The sequence below is a fragment of the Gluconobacter cerinus genome (genome assembly GCF_025961355.1).
In the GTDB taxonomy this organism is placed as follows: Bacteria; Pseudomonadota; Alphaproteobacteria; order Acetobacterales; family Acetobacteraceae; genus Gluconobacter; species Gluconobacter cerinus.
Window position 1 is genome coordinate 1,265,001 of sequence record NZ_JAOQNM010000001.1, and the last position, 20,178, is coordinate 1,285,178.

Consider the following 20,178-nt stretch of genomic DNA (forward strand, 5'->3'; position numbering starts at 1 on the left):
GTCATAATAATCATTCAGCGTATCAACGCCGACTACCTCCATGCCTCGCGCCAGCAAGGCATGCGAGACGTGAAAGCCGATAAATCCCGCTGCCCCGGTAACTAAAACCTTCACGTATCAGTGCTTCAGTGCCGGGCTACTTACGGTATCCCCTACGCGGATACCCAACTCTTCCGTAACCCCTCCAGCAAGCTCAAGCGTGTTGGCCACAACCCCGTCACTGCTCAGGATTGCCTCACTCAGCGGAACCGCCTTCTCCGCAATGGCATGAACATGATTGGTGGAATCAATGAAAACGATATCGAGGGATACCAGTGTGTTTCTCATCCACATGTCCGAAACCTGCGGCTGCGGCCAAAGGAAAAGCATTCCCTTGTTTTTGGGCAGCTCCTTGCGGAACATTTCGCCGACTTCCTGTTCCCTGTAGGTTTTGGCCAACTCCACCGTAAACGAGTGCTTAACTCCGTCTTGCGTCGTGATTGTCAAAGGTGCTGTCGGAAGAACAGGCTGCGCCTGACGAATAGGTTCTTCTGCGGCACAGGCGGAAGCCGTCATACTGCCCGCGAGAACACCTATCGCACCTAATATGGAACAAGCCATTACACGCATGGGAAACCCTCTTTGAAATTTATTGTTCAGAAACAAGAAATGGATTGGACCGGCGTTCTTCCCCAATGGTCGTAGGCATTCCATGCCCACACAGCACCACAGTCTCATCCGGCAAACTCATGAGATGTTGGCGAATACCTGCAATCAGCGCAGGAGCATCCCCATAAGCAAAATCGGTTCGGCCTACCGTCCGGCGGAACAATGTATCGCCAACAATAGCACGACGACTGCCATGATCCACAAACACGATATGCCCTGGCGTATGTCCGGGAATATGACGCACCTCGATATCATGGCCCAGAAGTTGGAGTGTCTCACCGCTTTCCAGAAAGCGGTCCGGAACAACACTCACCATCCCTGTCATACCAAAATGCGTGGCCTGTCTCTCAATACTACTCAGCAGGAACGCATCACGCCGATCTGGCCCGAGAACAGGCACGGGATCTGATTGAATTTTATTCAGGCGTTCCCGGAGCTCATCAGCGCCGCCAGCATGATCAAGATGTCCATGCGTAAGAAGAATAGCCTCAACTGTCAGCCCGCGGAGCTGGGAGAGCAGTTCATCCACATCCCCCCCTGGATCGACCACCACGGCATGGTTCCGTTCGTCCCAGAGGATCGTGCAATTCTGCCTGATCGGCGTCACAGGCACTCTTTTGACATTCAAAGGGACCACGGTTTTTCTCCCGCACGGCCAGTTTAGCGATACCTCCCGGCGATACCGCGTCCCACCCCCTACGACAAGGGAGCCAAGAGGTGATTGACCGCTTCTTAAAGCCGCCTCACTCTGGGGCTTTCCAATCTCGGGATCAGGATACCCCCATGAGCCGCATCATTCGCACAGAACCCAACGCCATTCTTTCCAAGGCTGTGGAATATCATGGCTTTGTTTTCACCCAAGGCGTTGTCGCCTCAGACCTGTCACAAGATATCGATGGCCAGACCAAAGACGTCTTGGCTCAACTCGATGCCATTCTTGAAGAACACGGCACAGACAATACCCGCATTCTTCAGGCACAGATCTGGCTTAAAGACATCGCAGACCGCAATGCTCTCAACACGCACTGGTCCGCATGGCTCCCGGAAGGACTAGCTCCTGCACGCGCCTGCGTTCAGGCTGTCATGGCTGACCCACGCATCCTCGTGGAAATCATGCTGACAACCACGAAATAAGCCACCCGACCAAATACGGCACAATTAAGGCAGAATGCGACACGAGAAAGATTTTCATTAGAAATGAAAATTTAACCCTTAGTGATGCATTCTGCCCTTGTCAGGGTTGCATGAAGATTGTTAGCTCCCTGTAACCCGAACGACACAAGCCTATTCAGGATCAAAAAGATCGTGACGCATAAAAGTTGCCGGAAAACATTTTTCTCTGCCCTGGCGCTCTCCGCTGTCATGTTCTTTGCGAGTCATGCACAGGCCAAACACCTCCGTAGTTCACACGGTGGTCATGGTGTCTTCCGCTCCCATCGCGCATCTCATGCGTACCATCATCACACCTTTTCAACTGCACACGTCATTCAGTGCGTAGCTTATGCAAAAGAAGCATCTGCCGTCGTGTTGCACGGCAATGCGCGGGACTGGTGGTACAATGCTGCAGGCCGATACGCCCGTGGTAACGCTCCGGAAGCGGGATCGGTTCTAAATTTCCGTGGCATCCGTCGTATGCCTCTGGGCCACGTCGCTGTGGTACGGGCTGTCGAGAACAACCGTACGATCTACATTGACCAGTCTCACTGGGCATCCAATGGCATTGCGCACAACGTGCGCGTCGTTGACGTATCACCCAACAATGACTGGAGCGCCGTTCGCGTTGCCCTTAACGACCGTAGCGGCCGTCTTGGTAGCATCTACCCGACATACGGCTTCATCTATGGCCGCGCAGACGATGGTCGCCAAGCTCCGCAGGTCATGGTCGCTCGCGAAAGCCATGCAACTACCTTCCGTCATCGTGCAATCTTCAGAGGATCGAATGCTCTGAGTCATCCGATGAGCAACACGGAAATTGCAGAAGCCCCAGACGATGCATTCACATCTGACGCTCCGAACCGGTCCATCCGATAAGAAGACTTCAGATGCAAAAAGCGGGGCTTAAAGCCCCGCTTTTTTTATGCCCAATCGCTCAGAAACGGCTTAATCCGGCCGACTGTCTTTATGATAAGGATGGTTCGAATTGATAGCCTGAGCCCGAAAGACCTGCTCGGCAATCATCACGCGCACAAGCATATGGGGCCAGGTCATCGCCCCTAGAGCAATAACGGCATCAGCTCTCTGGATCACTGATCCATCCAGCCCTTCTGCTCCACCAATCAAAAAATATAACGGACGACTGGTTTCCTGCCACCGAGCAAACGTGGCTGCAAACTGCAGGCTGCTAAACGTCTTTCCCCCCTCATCAAGGGCAATGACAAAAGCATTCTCAGGACAGGCTCCCAAAAGCCCCGCAGCATCCTTGCGCTTCTGCTCCATAACGGAGCCTTTGGACGGCGCAATTTCTGTCACCGTCAGCACAGGACGAATCCGGGCGGCGTAACGGTCAAACAGTTCCCGTTCAGGCCCGGACTTCAATCGCCCAATAGCAACGAGCTTCATTCAGCCCTGCTCTTCGTCCTTACCGACAGTCACTTCGGATTCGCTCGAATCTAGATCAGAGCCCCACATTTTCTCAAGAGCATAGAGCTCACGGCTCTCTGGCTTGAAGAGATGAACAACAACATCCCCTGCATCCAGAAGGACCCAGTCGCTGCCATTCGCGCCTTCAACCAGAACCCGGTTGAAGCCATCTTCGCCCAGCTTTTTCTCAATATGGTGCGCCATGGCGGCAATCTGACGATCTGCCAGACCAGTTGCCACAACCATACGATCTGCAAAGTTGGCACGGCCAACCAGATCCAGAACCACGATGTCCTCTGCCTTGTCTTCCTCAAGGCTGGCCGTGATGATGGACAGCATTTTTGTCAGAACATCAGGCTGCACAGGCTCGCGCTTGACGGCAGTCTTCTTGGGGCCAGCAGCAGCAGCCTTCTTGCGAGGCGTTCCAGGCACCTTGGCAGCCTCGGCCAGTGCCGCATCAGGGGTGCTGGTTTTCCGACGCGTGGTCTTGGCCTTCGGGTCGGTTGAGGTCGTCTTGGTGATGGCTTTTACTCCTGATCCGGTTCCAGACAGATTTGCCCGGACTCTCGCAACGCTGTAGCCGATATATCGTTCTGCGGCGCAGAAAGGAACGTCCATGCGCATCCTTTTCTTTGTGCCAGTATAGCAGCCTCCCTCGAAGGCCGTCGATTTCGCCGCAAAGCAGACGCCGCAGCGCCGTGCAAAGCAGGCGTTACACTCCCTGGCCGCGGCAGAATCGCTATAGGCACCATACGGGCCAGCATCCTCCAGTTTTTCCAGCGAGAGAATTGCGCCAGCCCATCTGCTCCCATCAACCAGACAAACTGAACATGAGGAAAGCGCTTCTGAAGCAATGCCACAGTCTTCACTGTAAAACGCTGTTTCAGCCTTGCTTCTATATCCGTAGCACAGATTCGACGGCCATCAGCGATCTTCCGGGCTGACGCAAGGCGCGCCCTGAACGATCCCATGCCCTTTCGAGGCTTGAGAGGATTCCCAGGTGAGACCATCAGCCACACCTGATCCAATCGCAGAGAGCGCAACGCCTGCTGAGCCACCTTCAGATGACCATAATGCGCCGGATTGAAAGAGCCACCCAGCAGCCCAATCCGCATACGTCGGCCATCGCCAAACGTCGGGATCGTATTCAGCCCCGCACCTGTCCGTTGCCAAGCACTTCGTAGCGATAACACGTCAACTGTTCGAGCCCCACCGGGCCTCGCGCATGCATCCGTCCCGTGGCAATTCCGATTTCAGCCCCAAAGCCAAATTCACCACCATCACAGAACTGAGTGGATGCATTCCACAGCACAACCGCACTATCGGTCCCATTCATGAACACAGCAGCAATCTCAGGATCTTCCGCGATAATCGCTTCCGTATGAGCACTGCCATGGCGCGCGATATGGTCGAGAGCCTCCTCGACGCCATCAACAACAGCAATGGAGAGAATCGAATCCAGCCACTCCGTATCGAAATCGGCGGCACTGGCAGGAGGCAAGGTTGAAACAATAGATCTGGCAGCCTCATCCGCCCGGAATGTGCAGCCCTTTCTGGCCAGATCATCCACAATGCTCGGCAGGAGTGACGGAGCAATCGCCCGATCAATTAGAAGCGTTTCTGTCGCCCCACAGATTCCCGTACGGCGCATCTTAGCATCCAGAAGAACCCGACGCGCCATCTCAGAATCAGCACTGGCATGAACATAGGTGTGATTCAGCCCATCGGCATGAGCCAGAACAGGCACCCGCGCCTCACGCTGAACGCGTTCCACCAAAGATTTTCCACCACGTGGAATAATGAGGTCCACGCCCTCAGCAGCCTGAAGGAGCGCGCCCACTAGAGCACGATCGGCAGACGGCAAAATCTGTACACAAGCCGGATCAAGACCCGCAGCCGTCAGCCCTTCAACCATCGCCGTATGAATTGCGCGCGCCGAATTCAGGCTTTCGCCTCCACCACGTAAAATGACAGCATTGCCAGACTTGATGCAAAGAGCCGCAGCATCCGCTCCAACATTCGGCCGGCTTTCGTAAATCATACCGATGACACCGAGCGGCACAGCAACACGACGGAACAGCAACCCGTTAGGGCGCTCCCATTCTGCGAGAACGCGTCCAAGCGGATCAGGGAGCTTTGCGACGTCTTCCAGACCCTTTGCCATAGCCTCAACGCGCTCAGGCGTTAAAGTCAGACGGTCCCGGAATGCCGCTGTCCGATCATCGGAAAGCCCGGCCAGGTCCTGCTCGTTTGCCGTACCGATTGCTGCGCTGTTGGCACGAAGTGCCTGAGCAGCAGCATTCAGTGCCAGATTACGCGTCGCCTCATCCGCTCGCGCCAATCCACGAGCAGCCTGACGGGCCTTATCAGTCAGGCCTTTCAGAATAGCCGCAGCGTCAGACATTGAATCGGAACAGGAGAATATCTCCGTCCTGCACAACATATTCCTTGCCTTCGATCCGCAACTTCCCGGCCTCCTTAGCACCTGCTTCACCATTGCAGGCCACATAGTCGTCAAAAGCAACTGTTTCGCAGGCAATGAAGCCACGCTCGAAATCATTGTGAATGACAGCAGCAGCCTGAGGCGCCTTCACACCTGCCGTAATGGTCCAGGCACGCGCTTCCTTAGGGCCGACCGTAAAGTACGTCCGTAGACCCAGCAGGCGATAGCCCGCTGCAATCACGCGATCCAGACCACTGTCGCTCAGACCAAGCCCTTCAAGGAACTCCGTGCGATCTTCCTGCGGCAACTGGCTAACCTCAGCCTCAATCGCAGCAGACACGATCACAACGCCAGCGCCCTCTTCCTCAGCCCGCTTCCGAACTGCCTCAGAGTGAGCATTGCCGGTCGCCGCAGCAGCTTCCTCGACGTTACACACATACAGAACCGGCTTCGTTGTCAGAAGCTGAAGACGCGCAGCCTCACCTTCCTGGCCCTTCGGCACGGCGGTGCGGGCAGGCTTGCCATCACGGAGAGCCACAATCAGCGGCTCCATGAGTTCGAGTTGCGCCTGTGCTTCGCGATCATTCCCACGCGCACGCTTCTGAAGATTGATCTGGCGCTTCTCAAGGCTTTCCAGATCCGAAAGCATCAGCTCGGTCTCAATGATGTCCGCATCCCGAACCGGATCGACCCCATCTTCAACGTGGGTGATGTCATCATCTTCAAAGCAGCGCAGAACATGAATGATCGCATCCGTCTCGCGGATATTCGCCAGAAACTGGTTTCCCAGCCCCTCACCCTTGGATGCACCACGGACCAGACCCGCAATATCAACAAACTCAAGGCTGGTCGGAATCTCTTTCTGGGACTTACCAATCTTCACCAGAATATCCAGCCGAGGGTCCGGCACGGCAACACGGCCCGTATTCGGTTCAATGGTGCAGAATGGGTAGTTCGCTGCCTGCGCTGCGGCTGTTTCCGTCAGAGCATTGAACAACGTGGACTTGCCAACATTGGGCAGACCAACGATGCCGCAATTGAAACCCATTGTGCTCTCCATCTTTCAGGCCGCCACATCGGTCAGCCCAGTCTCAAAATTCAGTTGCCCTGTGTTCGCAGAATCCACGCCCACGGACAACACCTGCACCCCGCAAAACAGGCAGCAGAGTACGATTCCCGCCCGAGAACTCTCTCCGGCAACGATACCCGCACGTTATAACAGTGAAAAAAGCCGGCCATAAGAGACCTGAAGTCTCGCGGCACTCAGGCCGTAAGCAGCGCTACTTTTGTCATGAACGCTTCATTCTCGCCCTTGCCCAGAATAGGCGCAGCATCCGCAACCGCCTCAAGCCACCGCTCAAGCTCCGGCTCTTCCGCCTTGGCGAAATTCCCCAGAACATGCCCGTGCACCCGGTCCTTGTGCCCCGGATGGCCAATGCCCATCCGCACACGCCAGTAATCCGGTCCGGGAAGACAGCGATCCATTGAGCGAAGGCCATTATGCCCAGCCGCTCCGCCGCCACGCTTGATACGCAGCTTGCCGAAAGCAAGATCGAGTTCATCATGGAAAACGGTAATGTCGGCCTGCGCGATCTTGAAGAACTGCGCGGCCTGCTGAACGCTGTCGCCCGACAGGTTCATGTAGGTCATCGGCTTGAGGAGCAGGATTTTCTGCCCCCCAAGAACGCCCTCGGAAGTCTCCCCCCGAAAGCGCTTGCGCCACGGGGAAAACCCGTGACGCCTGGCGATTTCATCAACCGCCATGAAGCCGATGTTATGTCGATGACGGCTCATCCCCGGCTCGGGATTGCCGAGACCGGTCCAGAGCCTCATGACTTACTTCTTCTTTGCGCCCGGCTTTGCGGTAGCAGCTGCGGCAGCGGCAGCAGCCTTGGCAGCGGCTTCAGCTTCCATTTCCGCATCAATGGTCGGCGGAGCGATGGAAGCGATCACGAGATCAGCAGCCTGATGACCCGTCAGCTTCACGCCTTCCGTGCCCTTCAGATCAGACCAGCGAACGCTGTCATGAATGTCGAGAACACTCAGATCAACAGTGAAGCTTTCCGGAATGCTTGCTGCATCAGCGGCAACGTCCACGGAATGACGGACAACGTTCAGAACACCGCCGCGCTTGATGCCAGGAGCCTTCTCTTCGCCAACGAAGATGATCGAAACCTGAACGTGCACCTTCGTGCCCGCTGCAACGCGCTGGAAGTCGATGTGAATCGGAGCATCCGTCACCGGGTGCAACTGCACGTCACGGATCAGGGCTGCAACCGGCTCTGCGCCTTCTGCTGCCAGGTTGTACACGCGGGAGGACCAGCCACCACGGTGCAGTTCCTTCATGATCACGCGCGGATCAAGAGCAATGATGGAAGGCTCCTGCTTGCCACCATAGATTACTGCCGGAACCAGCCCGGCACGTCTCGTTGCGCGCGCTGCCCCCTTACCAGCCTTCGCGCGCGTCGAGACAGCAAGTGTCGTCAAATTAGCCACTGTTACGCTCCTGCGTATTGAATTTTGTCACCACACAGACCTCCAGGGGTGCCTGTGCGAGCGGCGAAATAGCGGAAAACTGCGCCACACACAACCTTTTTCCCAGATTTTACCTTCCTGATGGCCTACCCCAACCATGGCTGGACCCACGCCCAAACCGCCAGATAGTCTGTCACAGCCCCATAGTCGCCTGCGTTACAGAGAATCCATGAGCATCGCCCACCGCCTCGAACACCTGCCCTTCACCCCCTTCCACCGTCGGCTTCTGATCCTTGGTGGCTGTGGATACATGTTCGACGGCTTGGACTCCGCCATCGTCGCCTTCACACTTCCGGTTCTAAAAACGGAATGGCACCTGTCCGGCCCATCGCTCGGTGTTCTGGGGAGCGCCACCTATCTGGGATACGGTCTCGGCTCCCTGCTGGCAGGTTGGTGGGCCGACAGGTCTGGCCGCCGTTCCGTCATGATGAGCGCCCTCGCGCTCTACGCGATCGGCTCTCTTCTTTCGGCAGTCTCCCACACATTCGGCAGTTTCTTCAGCGCCCGTCTTCTCGCAGGACTGGGCGCCGGCGCAGAAGCCACGATCATCGCCCCCTATCTGAGCGAGTTCGTCTCATCCCGTTATCGCGGCGCCTTCACGGCCAGCCTCACGGGCTTCTATTCTTTCGGTTACGTCGCCGCAGCCATTCTCGGATTCATGATTGTCCCCTCATCACCGGATGGCTGGCGATGGGCCTTGGTTGCCACAGCCCTACCCGTCCTGATGCTCCTCTGGTGGCGGCGTACCCTTCCCGAGTCCCCAAGATGGCTCGATCAGCAGGGGCGAACGCACGAAGCCTGCCGAATTGTCGGAGCCATCGAACAAAGCGCCGGACTGGCCGCCGGTCTTTCGACAACCCCCGATACAGCCGGACGAACAAACCGCCCCCTGAGCGACCTTTTCGCCCCCAGCCTCAGACGTTCCACTTTCATGAGCTGGGCCATGTGGCTGAGCATCACCTTCTGCTTCTACGCGTTCTTCACCTGGATCCCCACGCTCATGATCGAGCGCGGCATGACCGTGACCCGCAGCTTCGCCTACGCCATCTCGATCTACGCAGCACAGCTCCCCGGATATCTGGCCTCAGCCTTCTGCACGGAACGTCTGGGCCGACGCGCCACGGTCGCTACCTTCATGATCGGCGGCGGGATCAGTGCCATCGGCATGGCCGCAAGCCAGACACCCACACAGGTCCTGCTTTTCGGAATTATGCTGTCCATGTTCATGAATGGAACCTACGGCGGCATCTACGCCTACACCCCCGAACTCTTCCCGACGTCCCTGCGCGGAAGAGGCATGGGACTGGCCTCCGCAATCGCTCGTCTGGGCGCCATCTCGTCGCCCGTCCTGATTGGCTGGATCTACCCGAAAGCCGGTTTCCCCGGCGTCTTCGGCCTCACAACCTGCGTCCTCCTCATAGGGGCTAGCATCACCCTTCTCTTCGGCCCCAAAACAGAAAAACGCCCGCTCGATCAGGAGCAGGCGTTCCACTGAGATCCAGAATATCCGGCCCGATCAGAGCATCGGCATCCCGCCATTCACAGGTAACAGAGCGCCCGTCGTGTAACTGTTCAGCGGGTCCGCAAAATACACATAAGCCCCAGCCAGTTCCGCTGGCTGACCTGGGCGACCCAGTGGGACATCAGACCCAATGCTCTTCTGCGCCTCTTCCGGCATTCCCGTCGCAATGAACGGCGTCCAGATCGGGCCCGGCATAACCCCGTTCACCCGAATACCTCGTGACGCAAGCTGCTGCGCCATACTCACCGTAAAGTTCGCTATGGCTGCCTTCGTCATGGAATACGGTACGAGAATCTGAGGCGGCGTCTTCAGATTGACTGAAGACGTATTGATGATGGACGATCCCGGCTTTAGATGAGGCAGAGCAGCCTTCGTCAGATAGAACAGCGCATGCGTGTTGGTATCAAAGTGGCACTTCCAATCGTCGTCACTGATATCCTCCAGATGCTCCGCCCAATTCTGAAACGCAGCATTGTTCACAAGAATATCGAGACGACCGAACTCTTCCAGAACCTTACCAACAAGCAGTTTGCAATGCGTCGCTTCACGAATATCCCCCGGCAGCAGAAGGCAACGACGCCCCTCTGACTCGATCTGCCCGGCAATATCCTTTGCATCCTGACTTTCGGTTTCGAGATAGGAAATCGCAACCTCCGCCCCCTCCCGGGCAAAAGCCAGCGCCACAGCGCGCCCGATCCCGGAATCACCACCGGTAATCAGAGCCACCTGCCCCTTGAGTTTTCCAGAGCCCTGATAGGTCTTTTCTCCATAATCAGGCTGCGGCGTCATTTTTGATGATAGCCCCGGAAAAGGCTGACTTTGCCCTTCAAAAGGAGGCTGAGGATAACGATTGCGAGGATCGACAGGCATTCAAGCCTCCTGAGCTGCATGAAAGATGCAAGTAAGGAGCCGTAACGACCCATTCTTTCATTCAGTTCAGAACATTTCATCAAATTATTTTCTGGAACATTTACCAGGGACTCAGACTTCTAAAGTGAAGGATTTCCCAAACCGGAAATCGACTTACCGAATTCGAAACGGCGTGCCCGGCATTATTCAGTCCGGACAGTCGCGACGACAGCAGATCGGACCGGACCATGAGCGACACGGCAGACAAACGCACCACCGTGACCATCGGTGACCAGACCTTCGAGCGCGGCCCGCAAGGCGCAACCCATCAGACCGCAGATGGCGACACACCGACCCTGACAACCCAGCAGGGCGTTCCCGTCGCCGATGACCAGAACTCCCTGAAAGCTGGCCCGCGCGGCGGAACGCTTCTGGAAGACTTCCATTTCCGGGAAAAGATCTTCCACTTCGATCACGAACGCATCCCCGAACGCGTTGTTCATGCCCGGGGCTACGGCGCGCATGGCTTCTTCGAACTCACAGACTCATTGTCTGACTACACAACCGCAAGCGTCCTCGGAAAAACCGGCACCCGCGTCCCGGCATTCGTCCGATTCTCAACCGTCGCAGGTGGCAAAGGATCATTCGATCTCGCCCGCGACGTCCGCGGTTTCGCCGTGAAGCTCTACACCGAGGAGGGCAACTGGGATCTCGTGGGCAACAACATGCCCGTGTTCTTTATCCAGGACGCCATCAAGTTCCCGGACATGGTCCACGCCGTAAAGGAAGAGCCCGATCGCGGCTTTCCGCAGGCGCAGTCCGCCCATGACAACTTCTGGGACTTCGCATCCCTCTCGCCCGAAACCGTCCACATGCTCCTCTGGATCATGTCAGACCGTGCCATCCCACGCTCTTTCCGCTTCATGGAAGGCTTCGGCGTCCATACCTTCCGGCTCATAAACGCCGAAGGAAAATCCACATACGTGAAGTTCCACTGGAAGCCGAAGCAGGGCCTTCAGTCAGTTGTCTGGAACGAGGCCGTCAAGATCAATGGCGCCGACCCTGACTTCCACCGCCGTGACCTTTGGCAGGCCATCGAATCAGGGGATTATCCGGAATGGGAACTGGGCGTACAGCTCTTTGATGACGCCTTCGCCGACAAATTCGACTTCGACATTCTGGATGCGACAAAACTCATTCCGGAAGAACTCGTCCCTGTCCGCCGGATCGGCCGTCTGGTGCTGGACCGCATGGTGGACAACTTCTTCGCCGAAACCGAACAGGTCGCCTTCTGCACCCAGAATGTCGTCCCCGGTATTGGCTTCACCAACGATCCACTCCTGCAAGGCCGGAACTTCTCGTATCTGGATACGCAGACAAAGCGTCTCGGTGGCCCGAACTTCACGCATATCCCCATTAACGCGCCCAAATGCCCGTTCCACAACTTCCAGCAGGACGGCCACGCCGCCATGCACAACCCGAAGGGTCGTGTAAACTACGAACCCAACTCTTGGGGTGCAGGTCCGCGTGAAAACCCCAAGACCGGCTACAGGCACTTCCCCGATGACAACGGTCGCACGACCCGCGAGCGCGGTGAACTCTTCGCCGATCACTACAGCCAGGCACGCCAGTTCTACATCAGCCAGACAAAGCCCGAACAAACGCACATCAAGAACGCGTTTGTCTTCGAGCTCAGCAAGGTTGAAACTCCAAACATCCGCTCCCGCGTCATCGCCCATCTTCTGAATGTGGATGAAACGCTGGCCAAGGGCGTGGCCGAAGGTCTGGGCCTGAAAGAGCTCCCCGCCCCAGCTCCGGCCGCCCGTACACCCATCACGGATCTGGCCGCCTCAACAGCACTCAGCATCCTCAAGAACGGCCCTGACTCTTTCGCAGGCCGCAAACTGGGTGTCGTGATTACAGAGGGTACGGATGCGGCCTTGCTGGATGCACTCCAGAAAGCCGCAAAGGCGGAAGGCACACTGATTGAACTGGTCGCCCCCGTTGTCGGCGGCGTAACGCTGACAGATGGCAAGACCATCCCGGCTGGCCAGAAAATCGTCGGCGCCCCATCCGTGCTTTACGACGCCGTCGTGCTGCTCTCTTCCGTGGAAGGGACAAAGCTTCTGAGCAGGGAAGCAACAGCCCGTGACTTCGTGGCAGATGCCTTCGCCCACGCCAAATTCATCGCCTACGGCCCGGACGCTGCCCCCCTTCTGGCAAAAGGCGGCATCACGCCCGACGAGATGGACGATGGTGTAATCGCCATCAAAAACGATGGCGATTTTAAACCCTTCATCACAACCTGCCGAAAGCTCCGCTTCTGGGAACGTGAAGCCAAAACCCACAGCGTCTGACACACAAAAAGAGCCGGGGATTACTCCCCGGCTCTTTTTTAATGCTGAACAGAGGCCGCAACCCGCCGATCAGCTTCCTGCCGAACATGCGCAAAATCCTGCTTCAGCGGCTTTCCATGCTCAACCATCAGCACGCCCCCCACATACACCTGCTCCAGATTTTCCTGAGCCGCCGCAAAAACCAGCGTGGCATACGGGTCAAACACATACCCAAGATTGGTCGGATCAATCACAAGAAAATCCGCAAATTTCCCAACTTCCAGACTCCCAAGACGATCCCCAACTTCCAGAACATCCGCACTCCCCCGCGTGTGCAGGCGCACCACATCATACGGGCTCATGATTGCAGCGCTCTGATACTTGTCCCGGATGGCATAAAGCCCGGTCCGCATGTTCTCGAAAGGATCAGCCAGATCCGCACTGGCTTCCCCATCCTCTCCCATACCAACCCGCAAACCAGCTTTCAGATAGGCCGGAATATCCGCCGTCCCTGACGCCAGACGACCATTTGAAAGCGGATTCCATACCATGGACGCCCCAGCCTTTACGGATCGGGCAATGATCTCAGGCGTCGTATGGATGAAATGCCCGAAAATCAGATGCGGCCCGAGAATGCCTTCATCCTCAAACCAGTGGAACCGGGCCTGCTGAGCTGAAACGTTCTCAGGTGGCTCCAGATAATGACTCTGGTTGGACAGATGATACTCCCGCATCAACGCGCCTTCGATCTTCGCAACGTCTCCGGTGTCGTGAAATCCCGTTCCACCATTAATCATCACGGACAGGAATGTAGACCCCACATGCTGCCCAGCGGACCACGCCAGAAAATCCCCAACATGCTGGTGAGCCTTTGCAAGTGACATATCGGCTTTACCCGGCAATGGCTCAAGACCATGTACAAATCGAATGCCGGAAGCAGTTTCAGCCTGAAACTGCAAACGATCCGTTTGCACGACCATCTTCGGGCTCGCCCCGCCATAATTGAAATTATAGGCAGCCGTGACGCCATGAGCGAGATGATCCAGCGCGCCATCGAGAGTGAACCAATAAATATCCTCAGGTCGCGCCACACTCGCCTTCCCGGAATACAAAGCCGTAATCCATCCCATCAACGTCTGATCCGCCGCGAGGCCACGATACGCAGCCTGCCAGAGATGGCTATGAGCGGATATGAACCCTGGCATGACCCAATGTCCGTGCAGGTCCATGTCCTGATCCGCTTGAAGATCTTTGGGAGGAGTTCCGGGGCCGATATGATCGATCACGCCATCTGAACGGACAGAAAAATACCCTTTAAAAGGCGCTTTCTGCCCATCGGCCATTGAAAAGATCAGGGCGTTACGAATCAGAAGATGAGACGGTTCGGCGTAGGCTACGCCCCCGGCACAGGCGGCCACCAGCATGGAACAGAGAATCTGAGCAGGACGAAGCATTTTCATGCCGGAACGATAACAGTCCCAGCGATCCGCACAAGCGCTGCGGCACTCTGCAATACTATGATGAAACGCGAGGCCGGATTGCTGAGATCTGATGACCAATATGGCCACCGCCTGCGAGTGTCCGTCGGCGATGGCTGAAGAACCTCTGGTCCGTCAATGTATCCACACCCAGAACTTCAACCTGCTGAACACCAGCAGCTTTCAGCCGCGCCGAGCAGTATTCTGGCAAATCGAACATGAAATGCCCTGCCCGTTCCGCCACACGGAAAAACAGGCCTGCGTTCTCGTCCTGAGCCAGAACGGCATCCCGCATATCCGGGCCAACCTCATAACTCTCAGGCCCAATGCAAGGGCCGACTACTGCCCGAATATTCGTGGCGCCCAGAGCTTTCATTTGCGTCACAGCAGATTCGAGGACGCCGCCTACTGCTCCACGCCATCCTGCATGCGCGGCTCCCACAATCCGCCCATCCTCGGAAGCCAGAAGAACAGGCCCGCAGTCTGCCGTAATGACCCCAACACCCACGTCAGGGCGATCCGTCACCAGCGCATCGCCATCCTGCCCATGCCCCATAGCCCAGAGAACCGTCTCTCTGGTCACTGGAACCGTAATGTCACTATGCGTCTGCTTCAGACCCAGAAGCTTTTCTGGCTCAACCCCGATCTGCCGCGCAACGCGCGCACGGTTTTCGCTCACGTTCGCCAGATCATCAGGAGACGACAGAGAGCAGTTCAGGCTGTCATAAGGTTTCGGGGACACGCCGCCGAGGCGCGTAAAAAAGCCATGTGGCACGCCAAGACCATCACTTCTGAGAATAGCCTCAGACATGTGCGCTCTCCTGCGCCGAACGACGAAGGGCATACGTCATCAGACCCAGCCCGGCGAGCGCCATCGGAATACACAGGATCTGCCCCATCGTGACCCCACCGGCCAGAAAACCAATATTCGCATCTGGCTCCCGAAAAAACTCACAGAAGCTCCGTGCGCAGGCATATCCAAAAAGGAATAACCCTGACAGAAATCCGAAATGTGCCCGCAATTTAGGGCGGGTTGCCGCGAACAGCATGACGCACAACAAGAGAACGCCTTCCGTCAACGCCTCATAAAGCTCGGAAGGGTGCCGCGCCACTGGGCCACCTGTGGGGAATACCATGGCCCACGGCAGATCAGGCGATGCTGGACGGCCCCACAGTTCCCCGTTCACAAAGTTGGCGCAACGACCTAACGCCAGCCCAATCGGAACCACCGGCACGATCCGATCCGCAAAAGCCAGAAAGCTCAGACGGTTCTTCCAAGAGAAGAACGCCAGAGCCAGAATGACGCCCAAGGCCCCACCATGAAATGACATTCCGCCGTCCCATGTCTTGATGATGTCCACTGGGTACGCGAGATAATCCAGAGGTCGGTAGAACAACACGTACCCAAGACGACCACCCAAAAGAACACCCAAAATAGCGTAAAACAGGAAGTCATCGACCTGTTCACTGGTCGCTACTTCCGGTGCCAGCCTGTTCAATCGTCTCGCAATTGGCAGCGCGATGATGAACGAGACCATATATGCCAAGGCATACCAGCGCACCGGCAGCGGGCCGACATGAAACGCAACGGGGTCAAACCCAGGGAACATCAAGGGCTGGCTCAAAGGTTTGACTCCGTTCGGGAAAGATAATCACGCACATACTGCCGTATTCCGTCTTCAAGAGACGTAAACGGCGCATCATATCCTGCCTGACGCAAACGGCTCATATCCGCACAGGTGAAGGACTGATACTGCCCACGAAGCTTCTCAGGCATCTCGACGAATTCTACATCCCGAGCCCGATGCGCAGCGTCACAAACTGCATGCGCCAGATCCAGATAGCTCCGCGCCACACCGGTTCCGCAGTTGAAAAGACCACTGACATCCGGATGGTCGAAAAGCCATAGCATGACGTTCACAACATCCCCGACCCAGATGAAATCACGCTTCTGCTGGCCATCGGCCATTCCTGGAACGTCAGATTTGAACAGTCGTGCCGCAGCCCCACGCTGAAGATCATCATACTTGACCTTCACGACGGAGATCATGGACCCTTTGTGATACTCATTCGGGCCATAAACATTGAAAAATTTCAGTCCAGCCCACTGCGGTGGGGCCGAATGCCCAGCTTCCAGCTCACGCCTTACCCACAGATCAAAAACCTGCTTTGACCATCCGTAAAGGTTCAGCGGCTTGAGATGATCAATCGCGTCCAGCCCGTCACGGAACATCTCAGGCTGGTCCGCAGCGCCATATGTCGCCGCAGATGAAGCGTAAATCATCCGGACATCGTTCTGGGCGCACCAACGCCAGAGAAACTGCGACAACGCCACGTTAGTCGACCAGACAAGGTCTCCGTCTCGTGCAGTCGTTGCGCTGATCGCGCCCATATGAAAGATCGCTTCGATCTTTGGCGCTGTCTCGAGGAAACTCGGGAGCGCCTCAGGCGTGATGATCTGATCCGGCGCATGAGACGCGAGGTTGCGCCATTTTACGCCCTCACGAAGCCGGTCCACAACAACCGTCCGCAGCCCGCGCTGACGCAGGGCGGCATGAAGGCACGATCCAATGAATCCGGCTCCGCCGGTGACGATAATCATCCTTCCTGTATAGTCTGCCCCCGAAAACGATCCAAGCGACGCGCCACACACGACACGCCGCCTCTCTGCAGGAGTTTCTCCCATGTCTGACAGACCCCGCTTCTTTGATGACCTCGCAGGTCTTGCCGGCAATGCTTTTTCGGCTGTTACCGGCGCACGCGAAGAACTTCACTCCATCATCCGCACCCGCGTTGACGAAGTCCTGAATTCGCTGGAACTGGTTCGTCGTGATGAGTTCGATGCCGTTCAGGAAATGGCGACACGCGCGCGCATGGCACAGGACGAGGCAGAAGCACGCCTTGCTGCCATCGAATCGCGCCTGACAGCACTCGAAGACCTCGCAACTGAAGAAAAGGGTGGCCCTCAGGGCTGAAACGGTCGCTTTCGTTGCGATCCGGATGCAACACATCTTCGTACGAACTGATTGAAGCTGTGCGTGATACTTGCACACTTCACCAAGGCCACATAACGTGATCAACGTCAGGAGAGGTCATTCCCCTCCTGGCCGCAGACATCTGGAGCGCCGTACCGGTGCATGACCGGTTCCGGCCTCCACGGCCTTGGGAGATCCGACATGCCTGCCCTGAGCACCTCACTCACCACAGAAACAGAATCCCATCCGCTTGACCTCATGGAACAGGTCATGGGCCTCTACGAATGGGAATTCGAGCGCCTTGGCCAGTCCGAAATGGCGGCTCAGGCCCCAGGTCAATGGTGTGACTACTCTCTCTATTTCACCTGGTCAGACGAGCTTTCAGCCCTGCATCTGAATTGCACGCTGGATCTACGGTCCCCCACAGCACGTCGGTCAGACGTGCATGAACTGGTCTCCCTCGCCAACAACAAGCTGTGGGTTGGTCATTTCATTATTGATCCGGAAACCGGTGTTCCCTCCTTTCGCCATACGCTCCTGATGCGTGGTGTCTCAACCCCTCCAGGTGAAAGCATGGAAGACCTGATCGATATCGCAATGTCAGAATGTGAGCGCTTTTACCCCGCCTTCCAGTTCACTCTCTGGGGCGGAAAATCTCCTCAGGATGCACTGGACGCTGCCATGCTTGATTGTGTCGGAGACGCATGACCTTGCCATCAACACCTTCAATTTTGCTGGTTGGTTGTGGAAAACTGGGAGGCGCGCTTCTCGATGGGTGGCTCGCCTCTCCCACACCACCCCATATCATTGTCGTTGATCGACACAGATCCAGTTCGGACGATACCTTTTCAGTCGTTCGGGCCGCGTCTGACATTCCATCGACCTTTACGCCGGATATTATCGTTCTGGCCGTAAAACCTGCGACAGCGGAAGACGCGATCAGCGCCCTAGGGGAATCTTTGGGCTCTCGCATGAAGAAGGCTGCACTGCTTTCCGTCATGGCCGGCCGAACCTGTGCCGCCCTGTCAGATGCGACATCTAAAAGCGGCGCCACTCTCCCCATTCTTCGTGCCATGCCGAACACCCCTTCAGCAATCGGCGCAGGTATCAGCGGTTTTTATGCGTCTCCTCAGGCGACAGAAGAACAGACAAGCCTCTGCCACGAACTGCTATTCGCCGTTGGCGATGTTGTCCGCGTCGATAGTGAGGAAGACCTTTTGGCAGTAACAGCCGTCTCCGGCTCGGGTCCTGCTTATGTGTTTCTTCTTGCGGAACTGCTCGAAAAAGCTGGAGAGGCACACGGCCTGTCCCAAACGACAGCACGCCGTCTGGCACGGGGAACGATTTACGGCGCCGGGCGGATGTTGGATGACATGCCCGACGATGCTGCCGACCTGCGCAAAGCTGTCACCAGCCCAAACGGAACAACTGCTGCCGCCCTGAATGTTCTCATGGCACCAGACGCATGGCCGTCAAATATTTCAAAAGCCATTGACGCGGCCACAAAACGGGCCGACGAACTCGCCGGTTGATCGTTTCTCTCTGGTGGGAACTTGCTGACACTGGCAAACGCTCCCACCATTAAGAAACAAGTTTTCTACAGGAGACCGGCATGGAAGAGCGGCAGGACCCATTTGATACCGATGAGCTGGCATCAGACAGCACACCGGAACTGGACAGGGAAGCCTTCGATATTGCTCTCCTCCAGTCTGCCCTGAGCCTCGCCGGTTCAGACGGCTGGCACCGGTTTTCTCTAGTTGATGCAGCGCGCGAGGCAGGCCTGCCTGTTGATGCTGTGCGTTCCCGCTATCCAATCAAAGCACTGTTGCTGCTGCGTCTGGGGCGTATGGCCGATGAAAGCGCACTTCGTGACGAAGGAAATGGCGGCACACTTCGCGAATATCTTTTCGACCTGATGATGCGCCGATTCGATATTTTCGAAGAATATCGCACAGGCGTCAGGGCTGTCCTTCACGCCGTTCCCTATGACCCCGCCCTGGCCGCGCTTTTAGCCGGAGCAACTGTGGACTCCATGCGCTGGCTCGCTGATGCAGCAGGCATGGACTGTTCCGGTCTCGGCGGCCTCTGGCGCATTAATGCCCTGACCGCCGTTTGGGGACACGCGCTCCGGGCTTGGGAAAAAGACGAAAGCCAAGACCTTGGAAGCACCATGGCAGCCCTGGATCAGGCGCTCAACAAAGCTGAACGTCTCGGTATCCTGAAGGCCTCAGCCCGCCGCAAAATGGACGAAGCCATGCGCACTACAGGGCTGCCAGATCACGAACTGGAACTTGAATTCTGATATTGGGCTTTACGAGACGCATTGGTTCGGATTAAAAGCCGATCCATCGCGTTCGTAAACGCGATCTACTGGGGCGTAGCCAAGCGGTAAGGCAGCGGATTTTGATTCCGCCATGCGGAGGTTCGAATCCTCCCGCCCCAGCCAAAATCCGATATAAATCATTGATATCAAACGGATTTTATTCGGGTAAAAAATTGAGTTTTGGGACTTTTCTCCATTTTCGTCCCCAAAACTGGCTCCAATGCTCAAACGAAAAAATGGCTGTTACCACTTCCGCAGAGTAGTCCCTTCACATATTCGTGATGCTTTGGGTCAGACTGAAATCTGGCTCTCTCTAGGCACGCACAGGAAGAGAGACGCCACGTCCCGTGCGGGCATGATATATGGACAGGTCGAGAACCTGTTCTGTTTCCTGTCGGGTGGTGGTGCCTTGCCTGAAAAGTTTGACCTTAAGAATTATCTTCTGGAGATGGTGAAGCTCCATCCGTCTGATTTCAAAGAGGATTGGCT

23 protein-coding genes, 1 tRNA gene and 1 pseudogene (1 of these 25 cut by a window edge) are annotated in these 20,178 nt (G+C 56.5%); 10 read left to right on the forward strand and 15 right to left on the reverse strand.

Annotation, left to right across the window (positions count from 1 at the left end; translation table 11 throughout):
• The 3 genes in view from M2305_RS05810 to M2305_RS05820 are tightly spaced (at most 19 nt apart) and all read right to left on the reverse strand, a layout consistent with a single transcriptional unit that may run on beyond the window.
• On the reverse strand, positions 1–114 hold the start of the coding sequence (locus M2305_RS05810) for an NAD-dependent epimerase/dehydratase family protein (RefSeq protein WP_264648821.1). 864 nt of this gene lie to the left of the window's left edge; only the first 114 of its 978 coding nucleotides appear in the window; it begins with the start codon at positions 112–114; the stop codon falls past the left edge of the window.
• Positions 115–117: 3 nt separating this feature from the next.
• Positions 118–609, reverse strand: a complete 492-nt coding sequence (locus M2305_RS05815) for a DUF192 domain-containing protein (protein WP_202206810.1) — start codon at positions 607–609, stop codon at positions 118–120.
• A gap of 19 nt (positions 610–628) precedes the next feature.
• The gene (locus M2305_RS05820; protein ID WP_456306138.1) at positions 629–1,285 is read right to left on the reverse strand and encodes an MBL fold metallo-hydrolase; all 657 of its coding nucleotides are present in this window, start codon (positions 1,283–1,285) and stop codon (positions 629–631) included.
• Between the two features lie 146 nt (positions 1,286–1,431).
• Here M2305_RS05820 and M2305_RS05825 point away from each other — a divergent pair, with 146 nt between their 5' ends.
• Positions 1,432–1,782, forward strand: a complete 351-nt coding sequence (locus M2305_RS05825; protein WP_046900317.1) for a RidA family protein — start codon at positions 1,432–1,434, stop codon at positions 1,780–1,782.
• Between the two features lie 171 nt (positions 1,783–1,953).
• Positions 1,954–2,679 carry a CHAP domain-containing protein gene (locus M2305_RS05830; RefSeq protein WP_264648823.1) on the forward strand — a complete coding sequence of 242 codons (726 nt, stop codon included), beginning with the start codon at positions 1,954–1,956 and terminating at the stop codon, positions 2,677–2,679.
• Positions 2,680–2,748: 69 nt separating this feature from the next.
• Here M2305_RS05830 and M2305_RS05835 read toward each other — a convergent pair whose 3' ends face one another.
• The 7 genes from M2305_RS05835 to M2305_RS05865 form a co-directional block, all read right to left on the reverse strand.
• The gene (locus tag M2305_RS05835) at positions 2,749–3,207 is read right to left on the reverse strand and encodes a 23S rRNA (pseudouridine(1915)-N(3))-methyltransferase RlmH (RefSeq protein WP_211503641.1); all 459 of its coding nucleotides are present in this window, start codon (positions 3,205–3,207) and stop codon (positions 2,749–2,751) included.
• A complete protein-coding gene (gene rsfS / locus M2305_RS05840; protein ID WP_203549192.1) occupies positions 3,208–3,660 on the reverse strand; it encodes a ribosome silencing factor in 453 nt (150 codons plus the stop codon).
• 95 nt (positions 3,661–3,755) lie between these two features.
• The gene (locus tag M2305_RS05845; protein WP_244591078.1) at positions 3,756–4,343 is read right to left on the reverse strand and encodes a nicotinate-nucleotide adenylyltransferase; all 588 of its coding nucleotides are present in this window, start codon (positions 4,341–4,343) and stop codon (positions 3,756–3,758) included.
• A 32-nt stretch (positions 4,344–4,375) separates the two neighbouring features.
• Positions 4,376–5,632, reverse strand: coding sequence for a glutamate-5-semialdehyde dehydrogenase (locus M2305_RS05850; RefSeq protein WP_264648824.1), 1,257 nt, complete (start codon positions 5,630–5,632; stop codon positions 4,376–4,378).
• Positions 5,625–6,719 carry a redox-regulated ATPase YchF gene (gene ychF / locus M2305_RS05855; protein ID WP_264648825.1) on the reverse strand — a complete coding sequence of 365 codons (1,095 nt, stop codon included), beginning with the start codon at positions 6,717–6,719 and terminating at the stop codon, positions 5,625–5,627. Before ychF ends, M2305_RS05850 begins: the two co-directional genes overlap by 8 nt.
• A gap of 215 nt (positions 6,720–6,934) precedes the next feature.
• A complete protein-coding gene (gene pth / locus M2305_RS05860; protein WP_264648826.1) occupies positions 6,935–7,504 on the reverse strand; it encodes an aminoacyl-tRNA hydrolase in 570 nt (189 codons plus the stop codon).
• 3 nt (positions 7,505–7,507) lie between these two features.
• Positions 7,508–8,167, reverse strand: coding sequence for a 50S ribosomal protein L25/general stress protein Ctc (locus M2305_RS05865; RefSeq protein WP_086634762.1), 660 nt, complete (start codon positions 8,165–8,167; stop codon positions 7,508–7,510).
• 208 nt (positions 8,168–8,375) lie between these two features.
• On the opposite strand from M2305_RS05865, the gene M2305_RS05870 reads away from it, so the two are divergent.
• Positions 8,376–9,701 (forward strand): MFS transporter, encoded by a 1,326-nt coding sequence (locus M2305_RS05870; RefSeq protein WP_264648827.1) that lies wholly within the window; start codon positions 8,376–8,378, stop codon positions 9,699–9,701.
• Between the two features lie 21 nt (positions 9,702–9,722).
• Here the strand turns inward: M2305_RS05870 and M2305_RS05875 are convergent, their stop codons facing one another.
• The gene (locus M2305_RS05875) at positions 9,723–10,598 is read right to left on the reverse strand and encodes an SDR family oxidoreductase (protein WP_264648828.1); all 876 of its coding nucleotides are present in this window, start codon (positions 10,596–10,598) and stop codon (positions 9,723–9,725) included.
• Between the two features lie 227 nt (positions 10,599–10,825).
• Between M2305_RS05875 and M2305_RS05880 the strand changes: the two genes are divergently transcribed.
• Positions 10,826–12,934, forward strand: coding sequence for a catalase (locus M2305_RS05880; RefSeq protein WP_264648829.1), 2,109 nt, complete (start codon positions 10,826–10,828; stop codon positions 12,932–12,934).
• Between the two features lie 38 nt (positions 12,935–12,972).
• On the opposite strand, the gene M2305_RS05885 is transcribed toward M2305_RS05880, so the two are convergent.
• Genes M2305_RS05885 through rfaD form a run of 4 tightly spaced genes read right to left on the reverse strand, consistent with a single transcriptional unit; the run spans position 12,973 to position 16,993 of the window.
• Positions 12,973–14,373, reverse strand: a complete 1,401-nt coding sequence (locus M2305_RS05885; RefSeq protein WP_264648830.1) for an amidohydrolase family protein — start codon at positions 14,371–14,373, stop codon at positions 12,973–12,975.
• 55 nt (positions 14,374–14,428) lie between these two features.
• Positions 14,429–15,202, reverse strand: a complete 774-nt coding sequence (gene pgeF / locus M2305_RS05890) for a peptidoglycan editing factor PgeF (protein ID WP_264648831.1) — start codon at positions 15,200–15,202, stop codon at positions 14,429–14,431.
• Complete coding sequence (lgt, locus tag M2305_RS05895) at positions 15,195–16,001, reverse strand: prolipoprotein diacylglyceryl transferase (protein ID WP_264649938.1); 807 nt, start codon at positions 15,999–16,001, stop codon at positions 15,195–15,197. Before lgt ends, pgeF begins: the two co-directional genes overlap by 8 nt.
• Positions 16,002–16,012: 11 nt before the next feature.
• On the reverse strand, positions 16,013–16,993 hold the full coding sequence (rfaD, locus tag M2305_RS05900; RefSeq protein WP_264648832.1) for an ADP-glyceromanno-heptose 6-epimerase: 981 nt from the start codon (positions 16,991–16,993) through the stop codon (positions 16,013–16,015).
• 82 nt (positions 16,994–17,075) lie between these two features.
• On the opposite strand from rfaD, the gene M2305_RS05905 reads away from it, so the two are divergent.
• The 6 genes and pseudogenes from M2305_RS05905 to M2305_RS16355 form a co-directional block, all read left to right on the forward strand.
• Complete coding sequence (locus tag M2305_RS05905) at positions 17,076–17,366, forward strand: accessory factor UbiK family protein (protein WP_099211189.1); 291 nt, start codon at positions 17,076–17,078, stop codon at positions 17,364–17,366.
• Positions 17,367–17,567: 201 nt separating this feature from the next.
• A complete protein-coding gene (locus M2305_RS05910; protein WP_086634776.1) occupies positions 17,568–18,074 on the forward strand; it encodes a type III secretion system chaperone family protein in 507 nt (168 codons plus the stop codon).
• On the forward strand, positions 18,071–18,898 hold the full coding sequence (gene proC / locus M2305_RS05915; protein WP_167386114.1) for a pyrroline-5-carboxylate reductase: 828 nt from the start codon (positions 18,071–18,073) through the stop codon (positions 18,896–18,898). Before M2305_RS05910 ends, proC begins: the two co-directional genes overlap by 4 nt.
• 80 nt (positions 18,899–18,978) lie before the next feature.
• A complete protein-coding gene (locus M2305_RS05920) occupies positions 18,979–19,668 on the forward strand; it encodes a TetR family transcriptional regulator (protein WP_264648833.1) in 690 nt (229 codons plus the stop codon).
• A 69-nt stretch (positions 19,669–19,737) separates the two neighbouring features.
• Positions 19,738–19,812 (forward strand) — tRNA-Gln (locus M2305_RS05925).
• Positions 19,813–19,909: 97 nt separating this feature from the next.
• A pseudogene (locus tag M2305_RS16355) lies at positions 19,910–20,062 on the forward strand (DUF6538 domain-containing protein); the annotation flags it as partial.
• Positions 20,063–20,178 lie beyond the last annotated feature (116 nt).